Here is a 13150-nt window from a genome sequence, read left to right on the forward strand (position 1 = left end):
TTATGAATGATGGGTTATGAATGATGAACGATGAATTCGTTGCGGTAGCTAATTCATCGTTCATCATTCATAACCCATCATTTCTTAATACGTATACCGGATGGTTACGCCGTAGGTGCGTTGGTCGCCCACAATACCGGCGTACTGGCCGTAGCTACCGGGCGCGGCCAGGAGCTGCTCGTAGTAATCGTGATTCAGGAGATTCCGTCCCCACAAGAAGAAGGTTAGCCCGTTCGACGCCCGGAAACCCAGCCGGCCATTGGTCAGGCCATACCCGTCAATGTTCAGGTATTTTGAAGGCGAGGGGCTGGACGAGAACTCCGACCGAAAGAACTGATCAAGGCCCAAAAAGTAATTTCCTTTAAGGCCCAGGAAGGTTCCCCGGACGGTTCCTTCACCGCCTATCGAACCCGACCATTTGGAGATTCCGGGAAGTACGCCCCCCGAAACATCCTTGAAAGCCTGCGGTCCCCCCACTTCTTCCAGCGGCACCGGAGCGTTTTTAAAACTCACGTATTTCCCATCAGTATAGGCAATCGCGGCATTCAGGACCAGGTTGGTGAAGCGCACATTTCCGTCCAGTTCGAGACCCTGCACCCGCACTTTTTCGGCATTGGCCAGATAGCCCCGGTTTACACCCGGTTCCGGCGTTTGCACCTGAGTTTGGTAATCCCGGATGTCCGAACGGTAGAAAGTCAGGTTCAGGACCGAATTGCCCGATGGCTTGGTTTTAATACCAAATTCCTTGTGATTCACATACTCGGGTTTCACGTTGGCCAGATCAAGCAACACCTGGCCGTTCGCCGTTGGCAACCCACCAACATTGACACCAATTGGTTTATAACCAATGGAATACGTAGCGTAGGCGTTAAAATTCGCATTGGCTTTATACTGTACGGAGAGCTGGCCGGAGAAATTCCCTTCGGCGTAATTCGTATTGAAAGACTGGTTGGTATACACCCCATTTTTCAGGGCGATCAGGGCCGCGTCGGTCGTTTGCAACCCGCCATAGGTCACCCGGCGGTAGTCCACGACCTTTTTGTCGTAGTTGTAGCGCACTCCCGGCAAAATGTGAATTTTGTCGGTCACGGCCCAATCAGCCTGTGCAAACACGGCCAAACTCGTGCTCTTGATTTCGTTGGTGGTGCGAATACCAAAATTGTCGAATAAACCGGGCGTTTTCCAGAGGGCGCTGGTGGAGCTCTGCGCAAACCGCCACTGCGCCGAACCAGCTTCCTCGGTTTGGACCGGGTCGGAGGTCAGGTCCTGCCAGAGGCCGAACAAGCCAACAACCCCACTCAGTTTAGAAGAAAGTTTACCGGAATACCGGATTTCCTGCGACCACTGATCGTGTTTCGAATTCCCGGAAGAAATCGTAAAAACCGGTAGCCCGATGTAATCGCGGTCATTCAGGGGCGTCCATTTCCAGTACCGCCAGGCTGTCGTCGAGGTCAGGGTTCCATTTCCAATTTTGATGTCGGCATTGACCGAAACACCCCCCAACTGATTATCGGCCTTCGAAGGCGTGTCCAGATCCAGTTTACGCTCGAAGGCGCTTTGGTAGGGAAGTGCATATCCCAAATCCGCAATGATCGCATTGAACTGGCGATAAGCCGCCCGCTGGGTAGGAACTACCCCCGCTACCGGCCAACCGTAACCGGTGGGCTTCTGGTCGGAAATATCGCCGATCACCGTAATCTGGACGTTATCGCTGGGAGCGTACAAAAACTGACCTCTGACGCCGATGTTATTGATGTCGTTGATGGGCAGCTGGGTGTGCACATTGTAAAAAAGACCGTTCCGCTGCGTACCCGTGAAGGAAATGCGGGCGGCCAGTTTTTTGCTCAACGGCCCCGTCAGCGACGCCTTCGCCTGAACAAAACCATAGTTGCCGTAACTCAATTCAGCGTTAGCGCCCGGTGTGAAGCTGGCGGCCCGCGTCGTAATGTTGAAAGCCCCGGCCGTGGTGTTTTTGCCGAAAAGCGTGCCCTGAGGACCCCGCAACACTTCCACACGTTCGATGTCAATAAAGTCGAGGGCGGTGGCTGCCGGCCGGGCGTAGTAAACGCCATCTACATAAAAACCGACGCCCGGGTCAACGCCGTCGTTGGTCAGGCCGAAGGTCGATCCCAGCCCCCGAATGTTCAGCGTGGTGTTCCGGGCATTGGATGCGTACAACTGCACCGTAGGCACCAGCTCTTTCAGACGGTTTACGTTGAAAGCGCCGGCATCTTCGGCCCGCTGACCGCCAACCACCGAAATAGGAATTGGCACCTCCTGAGCGGCTTCCTGACGACGGCGCGAGGAAATGACGACGTCGTCCAACTGGGTCGTATTCGGTTCGAGCTTGATTTCAACCTTGCTTTCGTTGATCTGAACTTCTTTTTTGATGTAACCGATGTACGAAACGACCAGCGTAAACGGTAAGACCTGACCGGTGACCAGGTTAAAGTCGCCGTTTGCGTCGGTGGCAGCGCCATTGGTTGTTCCTTTAATGGTTACCGTTGCTCCAATCAGGGGTTCGTTGGTGCGGGCATCCAGAATTTTTCCGGAAATCGTGGCGTTGATGGTGGGATTCTGGGCCGATACAAACAGAGGTAGCAACAGTACCCCGATCCAAAATATGGACTTGAAAAATTGTTTCATTGTAAACCGTGTTTGGTGTTGATTCGCTTAAGCCCTCTCGAGATCAATATAAATTCTATAGAATTTATAGGCAATAAGTCAGCATGTTCCTGGTTGTGAGAAGGCAACTTAAATGAGGAAGCAGGTGGACAGCGGGGCCATCAACAACGGTTTTGACAGAAAAAAGCAGCTAGTGAAGTTCTCATTGGTGGTTGATTAATTCGTTAATAGTAACTACGCTAACCGATAGACTTTGCGAAGGATAGTACTTAAAATCTATTGATTTAGTAGTTTGGTTTGCAAAAAAAAGATGCCACTTGTCGAATTGCAACAAATGGCATCAAAAATTTTCGAAAAAACCGTATATTCTTTAAAAAATCATAGTAATTCTGAAATATGAATCAGAACTAGGCCACTTTCTTGACCAGTGGTCGGCGCGCACTGCGAAGCGAATCGTTTTTTGCGCTTTCCAGAACCGTATCAGAAATAATTTCGAGTTGGTGCGCCCGCTTCAGCACGTATTCAAACGGTAAATTGAAGTAGTTGGAAACATCCATCCGGAAACTGTCGGGGAAACGCGACAGCCGTACCCCGAAGAAACTCCGGATTTCGGTCTCGGGCAACAAAGCCGCCAGGGCCACCTTTTCGGCTTCGGGCATCAACTCACTCCGGTTGGCATACAAATGTTCCAGGCCCAAAGCGGCCGTCAGAATATGCAGGTAAAGCTGCTTGTAGGCACCCGATAGTTCGTAGGGCAGAACCACCCAGCCCTGTTCGCGGAATTTGGCCGCAAAACCGCTCAGACCCGGAACCCCGCGCAAATCCCCCGCGACCAGCTCGTCGGGAAACTGCAGACGATCATCGGTTTTTGTCAGCCGGTACACCACCGCTTCCACCGGGCTTTTCTGAAACAACAGGTCGGCCGGCAGCTGGCGATTATTTTCCCACTGATCGCTCAGTTTGACAAAGATCGTCTCGTTAACGAGCGAATTCTGCGAATCCCCTAAACTGACGAGCATACGCCGAAACGCAGCCAGAAAGTCGATCTGAAATTGATTCGGATTAAATTTTGTGCGTCTCATAGCGTTTTGTTCACCGGACGGCCCGGCCACCGGAATTCGTGACTGTCAAGGGATTAAATTCTCGAAAAGGGTTATAAAGATACAAAATTTCCGGGCGAGTTGCAAGAGATAACCGAACAAGAACCTTTGCCCGACGGAGGCTAACTACTTTGCTTCCAGCGCAGCGTTTTAAGCAAATGCAGCACGTCTTTCCGAACGTAGTCAATGACCGGGGCCAGCGAATCGTTGCGGGTGGCCACGTTGAAGTACAACGCGCCCCGCAGGAAGTGAGCCGTCGTATCGGTGGTAAAAAACTGCAATTGGCTGGGTACTTCGCCCGTAATCGACAGCACGTCGGCTTTCAGACCCGTCGGTAGCTGAACCACTTCTTCTTTGAACGCATACGCTTTTTCATTGTGCATGGCCGCCAGTTTGTACGAATCGGCAATCATCCCGGCCAGTCGCTTTTCGCTGTTCTGAACGGGGTGATACGTCAACTGCACACTGGCTTTGAAGTCCGGGTAATGAATAAAGATCCAGTGGGGCTGCGCGCCCCGAAACGTATCCGGTAAAATCCGGGCCTGGCTGGAATAGTCGAACGTGTACGGGTGAGCGGCCGTCAGCGTCTGATACCGGTGCGGAGGCAAATCGATGCGGTTATAACCTTTGGGTTTTGGAACGTAATTGGCCTCACGACTTCCGCAGGCCGCCAGCCACAGGGCCAGGACAACAAAAAAAGATCTTGCCACTGAGATAAATGGTTACACCAGAAGTAAACGAAAAAGCCCGGCTGTTTCGTGCCGGGCACTTGATATACGTCACACCTGCAAGGATTTAAAACGGGACGTCTGGCCCCGGCAGGACATCGTCGTCTTACGAGTTGATCATTTCCAGTTCTTCCTGCCGGACGGGTTGGCCCAGCAACGTCCGAAACCGGTTGATGTTGAACGTCGGCTCAAACCAGACTTCGCCCAGAACCGGGTGCCGGACCGGCACATCGGGGTTCTGGATTTCGCCCAGTAACACGCCGGTTTCGCCATTGGTATGCCGTTTCACCATCCGAACCGTATACATCTGTTCTTCTTTCGGCGTCTGAACGCCAAATTCGGCGTAAAAAGCCAGAACCGGTGCCGGAAAGTTGTCGTTTACGCAAATGATTTCCATATTCTTTATTTCGACTATTCGGGTTACCGATCTTAAGCTACCTGCTCATGAACGGCGGTTTTTGTACTCAATTCGGAAGAAGTTTTTAACACAGTGGAACCCAAAAATTCCTCAATGTGATAGACTTCATCATCGCCTTCAAACATCACGATCACGCCATCGGCAATATGATAGCGTTTCCGCTGGGCAGCGGTCAAATCAGCGATTCCCGGAAAACGGCTCAGTGGTACGCATAAAATCCGACCGTCTTCCAGGAAAAGAGATAAATAACCGTCTTTTCGAAACGAGATGCGATCAATAACCGGCTGTTCTTCCTTAAATCCGACCGTTTTCATGACAACTGCAAAACATTTACTCTTCCTTCCGTGGCAAATACCGTAATGCTTTCGGCGATTTCAGGGCCGTATTTTTCTAACAATTTTACGGCCGTATTAATTTCTTTGGTCGTTAAACTACCGGTCTCGAATACCTCCAGCGTATCCAGCCAAATCTTAGCCGATTTTCCTCTGCGGCTTTTGGTATTGGAAACATGGACATGCATCCGCTCCGACAAATCATAAGCATAAAGGAAAAATACCAGCGCTTTGTAAACAGCCAGCTTCGGCATCCTTAATCTTCAAACAAATTCCCCAAACCGCCCAGGACCGAACCGCCTTCCTTGCGGGCCTGCGGACTGCCGGTCGATAAGCGGTCAACGAGTTTGGATATGGGCATCGACTGAATCCAGACTTTGCCGGATCCGCGCAACGTGGCCAGAAAAAGTCCTTCCCCGCCAAAAATCATGGATTTTAGCCCACCCGAACGCTGAATATCAAAACTGATGGAAGGCTCAAAACCGACCACACAGCCCGTATCGACCCGCAGGGTCTCGTTGTTCAGTTGCCGTTCCATCACCACCCCCCCGGCGTGAATGAAGGCCATGCCGTCGCCCTGAATTTTCTGGAGAATAAAGCCTTCGCCCCCAAACAAACCGCTGCCGATCCGCTGGTTGAAGTGAATGGCCATCTGCGTTCCGAGGGCCGCGCACAGAAACGAATCTTTCTGCACAATCAGTTGATTCCCGTAGATTTTGGCTAAGTCGATCGGCATCACCGTTCCCGGATACGGAGCTGCAAAGGCTACTTTCCGTTTGCCGTATCCCCGGTTTGTGAAGTGCGTCATAAACAACGATTCGCCCGTCAGCAGGCGCGAACCGGCCTGAAACAGTTTTCCCATGATGCTCTGGGTAGCCTGCGAGCCGTCACCCATTTTGGTTTCAAACTGAATGCCGTCCTCCATAAACAGCATGGCACCGGCTTCGGCAATGACGGTTTCGTTCGGATCCAGCTCGATTTCTACGACCTGAATGTCTTCGCCAATAATTTTGTAGTCAATCTCGTGAGAACGCATGAAGGTAGGTAAATTAGGACTTACGGGTTAGCGATCAAATTCTTTGTCAGGATTTTCCTCGTCATCGGTGTACGCTTCGTCCTCATCCGTCTCCCCCTCTTTCAGATCTTTCCGGTTTCGGAGCTTTTTGTCATCGACGGTTTTGTTCAGAAATTCATTGATTTTATCAATGTCGTAGCTGTTCGTGATCTCGCCGAACGTGTTAATTTTGATGTCGAAGCCTTCGAGTTCTTTATGAACCCGCGGTTTATCATTCGACTGATCTTCGGGTTTTGTGACTTTCTTCGCCATAACTTTTTAGATGATGGATGATGAAAGATGAACAATGAATGGCCGGACGTGTTTAAAATCCATCGTTCATCCTCCATTACTCATAGTTCAGTGAGCGCTTTTTGCAGCCGGTCGATGGTGGCCTGTTTTCCGATGATCTCCAGGGTTATCATCAGATCCGGGCCCGCGCCCACACCGGTGATGGCCAGCCGGAGCGCCTGCATAATTTTTCCCTGCTTGATGCCAATAGCCGTTAGCGTCTCCGCCAGCGTCGTTTTCGCGATTTCAGCCGTCAGCCGTTCATCCACCGAAGTTAACGCATCTTTGAATGCGGTCAAAGCCCGCACGGCCTCCTCATTCCACTTTGATGAGGCAACGGCTGGATCGTAGCTCGGGGGACTCTGGAAGAAAACCGCCGATTCGGCGTAAATTTCATCGGCAAAATTGACCCGCTCTTTCAGTAAACCGGCAATTTTAGCGGCTTTTTCCGGCGAGCAATCCAGGCCATCAGCCGTGGCGCGGGCCACGATTGTGTCGGCCAGCTCCTCGTTGGGCTGCTGGCGCAGGTATTCGTGGTTGAACCACCTGGCTTTCTGAATATCGAAGCGGGCCCCGGCTTTGTGAATCTGCTCCAGACTAAACGCCTGAATCAGCTCGTCCATCGTGAACATTTCCTGCTCCGTGCCCGGGTTCCAGCCCAGAAACGCCAGGAAGTTGACCAGCGCTTCGGGTAAATAACCGTCTTCGCGGAAACCGCGCGCAACCGTCCCCGTAAACGGATCAGTCCATTGGAGCGGAAAAACCGGAAAACCGCCCAGGTCGGCGTCGCGCTTGCTGAGCTTGCCGTTCCCGTCGGGTTTCAGCAGCAGCGGCAGGTGCGCAAACTGGGGCATGGTGCTTTCCCAGCCCAAAAACCGGTAGAGCAAGACGTGCAGCGGGGCCGACGGCAACCATTCTTCCCCCCGAATGACGTGCGTGATGCCCATCAAATGATCATCGACAATGTTGGCTAGGTGGTAAGTCGGCATCCCGTCCGATTTGAGCAGCACTTTGTCGTCGATCTGGGAGGAATGCACCACCACCCAACCCCGGATCAGGTCGTTCAGCCGAATGTCTTCTTTGGGCGGCACTTTCAGCCGAATAACGTAAGGAGCCCCCGATCCGGTCAGCGACTTCACCTCTTCCGGCTTGAGTGTCAGCGAGTTTTTCATCCGCAGCCGCGTAATGGAATTGTACTGCGCCGAGGGCGCATTGGCTTCTTCCATCTTCTTGCGCATGGCATCCAGTTCTTCCGCCGTATCGAAGGCGTAATACGCCTTGCCCTCCGCCACCAGTCGTTCGGCATAGTCGCGGTACATCGCCTTCCGTTCCGACTGGCGGTAGGGCGCGTGTGGGCCACCGGCCGTGAGTCCTTCGTCAATTTCGATACCGACCCATTTCAGGGATTCGACAATGTATTCCTCGGCGCCGGGCACGAAGCGGTTCTGATCGGTATCTTCAATCCGGAGCAGCATTTTTCCGCCGTGCTTGCGGGCAAACAGGTAATTGTATAAAGCCGTCCGCACCCCACCAATGTGGAGCGGCCCGGTTGGGCTGGGTGCAAAACGAACGCGTATTTGGGACATAAAAAAAGGAAAAAAGGGAGGACAGGGAGGAGCTGACGAAAGGAGACGGTTTTACCGCTCCTCCATCCTTTCCGCCCCTACTCCTTATTGAACAGCAATAACTGATATTTCGACGTTGACATCTTTGGGCAGACGCGCCACTTCGACGGTTTCGCGGGCCGGTGGATCAGCGCTGAAAAAGCTGCCGTACACCTCGTTGATGGCCCCGAAGTTGTTGAGGTCCTTCACAAAAATGGTGGCTTTGACCACGTTTTCAAACGACAGTTCGGCCACCTTCAAAATGGTGCCAATGTTTTCCATCACCTTGCGGGTTTCGGCCTGAATATCGCCGGATGCCGCCACCTCGAACGCGATCTGACCCGAAACGTACAGCGTGTCATTAACCATAACCGCTTGGTTGTAAGGACCGATGGGGGCCGGAGCATCGGGAGAAAATATGATTTTTTTTGTTGACATCGTGAGGAAATGTAAAGCGTTAACGGCAAAACCGGTTTTCAGCGAACGCCGGTTTTTGTCCTCCTGCGTTGGATACAATTTTCAAGCTGCAAGTTAACAATCAAAACCGTCGGATGGCAAATAAAATAGACCTGTCCCGTTTTGAAAACGGGACAGGTCTGGTCGACTTACATTTTTATGGTCTGATTTACGAGCGGTGTCTTCAGACCTGTCACGGTTCAAAAACGTGACAGGTCATTCCACCGTCACCGACTTCGCCAGGTTACGCGGCTGATCGACGTTGCGGCCGCGCATCACGGCGATGTAGTACGACAGCAATTGCAGCGGAATGACCGAAATCAGCGGCATCAGAATGTCGTGAACCTTCGGAATTTCAATCACAAAATCGACCATGCCCCGAATCTGCTCGTCGCCCTCCGTGACGACGGCAATCACCCGGCCTTTGCGGGCTTTTACTTCCTGAATGTTCGAAACCACTTTTTCGTACGAACTGTCTTTCGTTGCAATCACCACCACCGGCATGTCCTCATCGATGAGCGCAATCGGCCCGTGTTTCATCTCGGCCGCCGGATAGCCCTCGGCGTGGATGTACGAAATTTCTTTCAGTTTCAGCGCTCCTTCCAGCGCAACCGGGAAATTCAGGCCCCGGCCCAGGTAGATGAAATTCTTGGCGTACGTAAAAATGTAAGCAATCTCCTTTACTTTTTCGGCGTTCTGCAGCACCTGATCGACCAGCGCCGGAATGTGTTCCAACTCGGCCAGCAATTGCCGGAACAGCGTTTCGGAAATCGTTCCTTTCCGCTGGGCCGCCGTGATGGCCATGAGCGTCAAAACCGTCACCTGGGCCGTGAATGCCTTTGTGCTGGCCACGCCAATTTCCGGTCCGGCGTGGGTGTAGGCGCCCGCGTGGGTCGCCCGCGCAATGGACGAACCGACCACGTTGCAAACGCCGAAAATGGTGGCTCCTTTCGACTTTGCCAGCTCGATAGCGGCCAGCGTATCGGCCGTCTCACCCGACTGCGAAATGGCAATCACAATGTCCCGTTCCTTGATGATCGGGTTACGGTACCGAAACTCCGACGCATACTCTACTTCCACCGGAATCCGGGCCAATTCTTCAAAAATGTATTCGGCTACCAGGCCGGCATGCCAGGATGTTCCGCAACCGACAATTACCACCCGCTCCGAAGCCGCCAGTTGGTCCAGGTAATCGCGCAGACCGCCCAGTTGCAGGTGCCCGTCGTCGGCCCGAACCCGGCCCCGCATGCTGTCGGCAATGGAACGCGGCTGCTCGAAGATCTCTTTCAGCATGAAATGTTCAAAACCGCCTTTTTCAATCGCTTCCAGTTCGAGTTCCACCTTTTGAATGTAGGGCGTTGTCTGCGTATTGTCGAGCGTCACCAGCCGGAGTTCACCGTTGCGCACCACGGCAATTTCGTGATCGTTCAGGTACACCACATCCTTGGTGTATTCGATGATGGGGGTAGCGTCCGAGGCAAAGAAATATTCATTCTTCCCGACTCCGATCACCAGCGGGCTTCCTTTGCGGGCGGCAATCAGCTGGGTCGGGTCTTCTTCCGAAAGGATCACAATGGCATACGCCCCGACGACCTCCTGCAACGCCTGCCGAACGGCTTCCTCCAGCGTCGATCCGGTTTCTTTCCGGATGTCTTCAATGAACTGAATCAGGACTTCCGAGTCGGTTTCGGAACGGAAAACGTGGCCTTTCCGAATCAGATTCTGCTTAATGGCCGCGTAGTTTTCAATGATCCCGTTGTGGATGATCGCCAGTTTCCGGTCGTGCGACTCGTGCGGGTGGGCATTCACATCGTTGGGGGCGCCGTGCGTGGCCCAGCGGGTGTGGCCGATGCCAATGCTGGCGCGCAGATCTTTTCCCGCCAGCTCCTGTTCCAGGTCAGCGACCTTGCCTTTTTTCTTGTATACGTTCAGCCCGGCCTGATCCGGATTTTCCGCATCCAGCAAAGCCAGACCGGCGCTATCGTAGCCCCGGTACTCCAGTCGTTTCAGCCCTTTTAGAATCAGCGGAGCCGCATCGCGATGCCCTACATAAGCGACAATTCCACACATAGTTTTTGAAATTTAAATGGTGTTGAGCAATCAGTTTTTAAAATATTTAAGGATGCCTGCCGCTATTCATAAAATGTCAGCAAAAACCGGCTTCGCTCTGAGAAAGATACAAATAAAACAGATGATCAGGGCGGTTTTTAACCGGAAAGTACAGAAACAAAAAAGCCAGCCCATTGGGGCTGGCTTCAAATTTCTTGCCAGATCGTCTAGGGGGTGTACGTGTAGAACACCACCAGTTTCGCATTCATCGGACCGCTCAAAACCGCCCCGTTGAGTTGATTGTAGAGGTAAGGCTCTGCCAGGTAAACGGAGGCCCCCGTATTGCTTTGCTGGATCAGTCCGCTGGACGAGGTCGGGAACAGAACCAGGCCGTTATTGGGCTGAAAACCGACCAGTATGGATTGCAGATGCGTCGTCAAATCGAACGTGTACGTCTTCTGCCGGCTGCTGTAACCGACGATTTGCGGATAGTACCACTTGCCGTTCGTCTGAAACGTACCGGTCTGGGTTTGCAGCAAATGAAACAACGAGGTTCCGGAACTGGCCTCGGTCGTGTACAGAATCCGGTTGTCGGCGTTGGTTTGCGCCAGCGTCATGATGGACGGTATGGGCCCACCGGGGCTGCCTCCTTTCACGAAAAACTGCAACTCGGCGCGGTTGATAGCCACCCGACCGGTTTCTTTTTTCAGGTTTTCGAGCGTTGGAAAACTTACTTTCGTGGTAACGCCCGTGGCAATCTGCACAAACGCTTCGCCACCGGTAGCCGAGCCACTCAACGGTCTGGAGACGCTTAGACCCGCCAGTTTAGTGGCGGCCCGGTCGGCCTTGATCTGGCTGAACGATGGTTTGGCCCGGGTTACGTAAAAACCGGCGGAATACTTTTTGGTCGTATCCGTCGAACTGTGGTAAAACATCTCCAGATACATGTTATTGGGATTGTTGTTGAATCCCAAAACCGCGGTGTTGTTTGCCCCCGGAACAATCGCAATGCCTTTAAAGACTTTCTCGAAGGCGGTCTGGGTAATCCCCGATCCTTTCGAAAGATCCAGCAGCTCCCGACCCAGCGCGTCCGGCATACGGGCGGTTTTGATCTCGCCCAGAGCCGACGGTTTGATCTGGAGTCTGGCCAGCGGCTGCGTACTGTAAGCGGCCGACGAAGCCGAGGTATAGCGCTTGGTCGAATCCAGGTCTTCGGTCAGCCGGTGGACGTAAATGTCCTGCACGCTGTTCGTATCGCCGTAGACATACGCATACCCCAGGCCGATCCGCAGCGAGTCGTACACCATTTCGCCCTCGGTTTTGAAACTCCCGGTTGCCACATACAACTGCGCAAAGGTTTTGGCCGATAGTTTGCCAAAAACCGGGTCATTATATTGCCCGCTGAACAACCGGATGTTCCGGTCGGTGATCACCGAGTCGAGCTGAACCGTGGACGTTCTGACGGTCAGGGTATCGGTATACAAAACCCCGATGGCCGTGTTCGGCGGCAGGCCGATGTCTTTGGGTTCTTCGCAGGCCACCAGCACCGCAACGAGCGCAACCATCCCGGCCAGCATGCTTAGCCGGACGGTATTGATGGTTTGCCAGCTTCGCTTAGCCCGCCAGTTCCGTATAAAGATTGTAGTATTGATCAGCAACTTCCTGGCCTTCTTCGGTGAGTTCAACTTTTTTGTCGGACAAATCATTCAAGATACTATTTAAACTCTCGCTATAATCTTCGTCGGCTTTCACCACGACATCGGCATAGGTGCAACCCATGCGGATAAAACCGTCGAAATCGGCCGATTTCAGGTATTTCAGCATGTCTTCATCCACGTCCATCGCCTTGGCTTTTTCGACCAGGCCGTCGTCAAACCGGTACGAAAACGAGCTGTTGTAGACCGAGAAAACCGACTTCGTATCCTTAAACATCGGATCGTTTTTGTAGGTGGTTTTCAGGTACAACGGGATCAGCGCCGTCATCCAGTCGTTACAGTGGACGATATCGGGCGACCAGCCCAGTTTTTTCACGGTTTCCAGTACGCCTTTGCAGAAGAAAATAGTCCGCTCGTCGTTGTCTTCGTAGAATCGGTCATCCTTGTCAAGAAAAACGTGTTTACGCTGAAAATAGTCTTCATTGTCAATAAAATACACCTGGAGCTTGGCATTGGGGATCGAGGCCACTTTGATAATCAGTGGCTTCTCTTCGTCGCCTACCGTAATATTGATACCCGATAGACGAACGACCTCATGGAGCCGGTTTTTGCGCTCATTGATCAGCCCGAAACGTGGTACCAGAATGCGAATTTCCATCCCGCGTTCCTGCATGGCCTGGGGCAGTTTCCGAACAAAATCGGCAACCGCAGAGGTCTGAAGAAACGGGTTGATTTCACTGGCAACGTAGAGAATCCGAAGTTTGCTCATAACACGATTGGGGGGCTTTAGTGAAATACACCGCCGTAGCGGACTAAATTAAAAATCTGCAAAATTATA

Annotated in this window: 13 protein-coding genes; all 13 read right to left on the minus strand. The window is 52.6% G+C overall.

Annotated elements, in window-relative coordinates:
• Positions 1 to 84 precede the first annotated feature (84 nt).
• Positions 85 to 2646 carry a TonB-dependent receptor gene (locus tag ACYVHX_RS06935; protein ID WP_460670905.1) on the minus strand — a complete coding sequence of 854 codons (2562 nt, stop codon included), beginning with the start codon at positions 2644 to 2646 and terminating at the stop codon, positions 85 to 87.
• Between the two features lie 386 nt (positions 2647 to 3032).
• Positions 3033 to 3707 carry a hypothetical protein gene (locus ACYVHX_RS06940; RefSeq protein WP_460670906.1) on the minus strand — a complete coding sequence of 225 codons (675 nt, stop codon included), beginning with the start codon at positions 3705 to 3707 and terminating at the stop codon, positions 3033 to 3035.
• A gap of 140 nt (positions 3708 to 3847) precedes the next feature.
• The gene (gldD, locus tag ACYVHX_RS06945; protein WP_460670907.1) at positions 3848 to 4435 is read right to left on the minus strand and encodes a gliding motility lipoprotein GldD; all 588 of its coding nucleotides are present in this window, start codon (positions 4433 to 4435) and stop codon (positions 3848 to 3850) included.
• 124 nt (positions 4436 to 4559) lie between these two features.
• Positions 4560 to 4850 carry a hypothetical protein gene (locus tag ACYVHX_RS06950; protein ID WP_460670908.1) on the minus strand — a complete coding sequence of 97 codons (291 nt, stop codon included), beginning with the start codon at positions 4848 to 4850 and terminating at the stop codon, positions 4560 to 4562.
• Positions 4851 to 4882: 32 nt separating this feature from the next.
• Positions 4883 to 5185, minus strand: coding sequence for a DUF2442 domain-containing protein (locus tag ACYVHX_RS06955; protein WP_460670909.1), 303 nt, complete (start codon positions 5183 to 5185; stop codon positions 4883 to 4885).
• Positions 5182 to 5457 (minus strand): DUF4160 domain-containing protein, encoded by a 276-nt coding sequence (locus tag ACYVHX_RS06960; protein ID WP_460670910.1) that lies wholly within the window; start codon positions 5455 to 5457, stop codon positions 5182 to 5184. The genes ACYVHX_RS06955 and ACYVHX_RS06960 overlap by 4 nt, the downstream gene beginning before the upstream one ends.
• Before the next feature lie 2 nt (positions 5458 to 5459).
• Positions 5460 to 6239 carry a TIGR00266 family protein gene (locus tag ACYVHX_RS06965; protein WP_460670911.1) on the minus strand — a complete coding sequence of 260 codons (780 nt, stop codon included), beginning with the start codon at positions 6237 to 6239 and terminating at the stop codon, positions 5460 to 5462.
• Positions 6240 to 6266: 27 nt separating this feature from the next.
• Positions 6267 to 6530 (minus strand): hypothetical protein, encoded by a 264-nt coding sequence (locus ACYVHX_RS06970; RefSeq protein WP_460670912.1) that lies wholly within the window; start codon positions 6528 to 6530, stop codon positions 6267 to 6269.
• 80 nt (positions 6531 to 6610) lie between these two features.
• Positions 6611 to 8134 carry a glutamate--tRNA ligase gene (gene gltX / locus ACYVHX_RS06975; RefSeq protein WP_460670913.1) on the minus strand — a complete coding sequence of 508 codons (1524 nt, stop codon included), beginning with the start codon at positions 8132 to 8134 and terminating at the stop codon, positions 6611 to 6613.
• Between the two features lie 84 nt (positions 8135 to 8218).
• Entirely contained in the window at positions 8219 to 8590 is a 372-nt protein-coding gene (locus tag ACYVHX_RS06980) for a Rid family detoxifying hydrolase (RefSeq protein WP_460670914.1), read from the minus strand.
• 234 nt (positions 8591 to 8824) lie between these two features.
• Entirely contained in the window at positions 8825 to 10678 is a 1854-nt protein-coding gene (gene glmS / locus ACYVHX_RS06985) for a glutamine--fructose-6-phosphate transaminase (isomerizing) (protein ID WP_460670915.1), read from the minus strand.
• Positions 10679 to 10884: 206 nt separating this feature from the next.
• Positions 10885 to 12342, minus strand: a complete 1458-nt coding sequence (locus ACYVHX_RS06990) for a DUF4270 family protein (protein WP_460670916.1) — start codon at positions 12340 to 12342, stop codon at positions 10885 to 10887.
• Positions 12272 to 13081, minus strand: a complete 810-nt coding sequence (locus ACYVHX_RS06995) for a glycogen/starch synthase (RefSeq protein ID WP_460670917.1) — start codon at positions 13079 to 13081, stop codon at positions 12272 to 12274. Before ACYVHX_RS06995 ends, ACYVHX_RS06990 begins: the two co-directional genes overlap by 71 nt.
• Positions 13082 to 13150 lie beyond the last annotated feature (69 nt).

Source organism: Larkinella ripae (genome assembly GCF_054780775.1).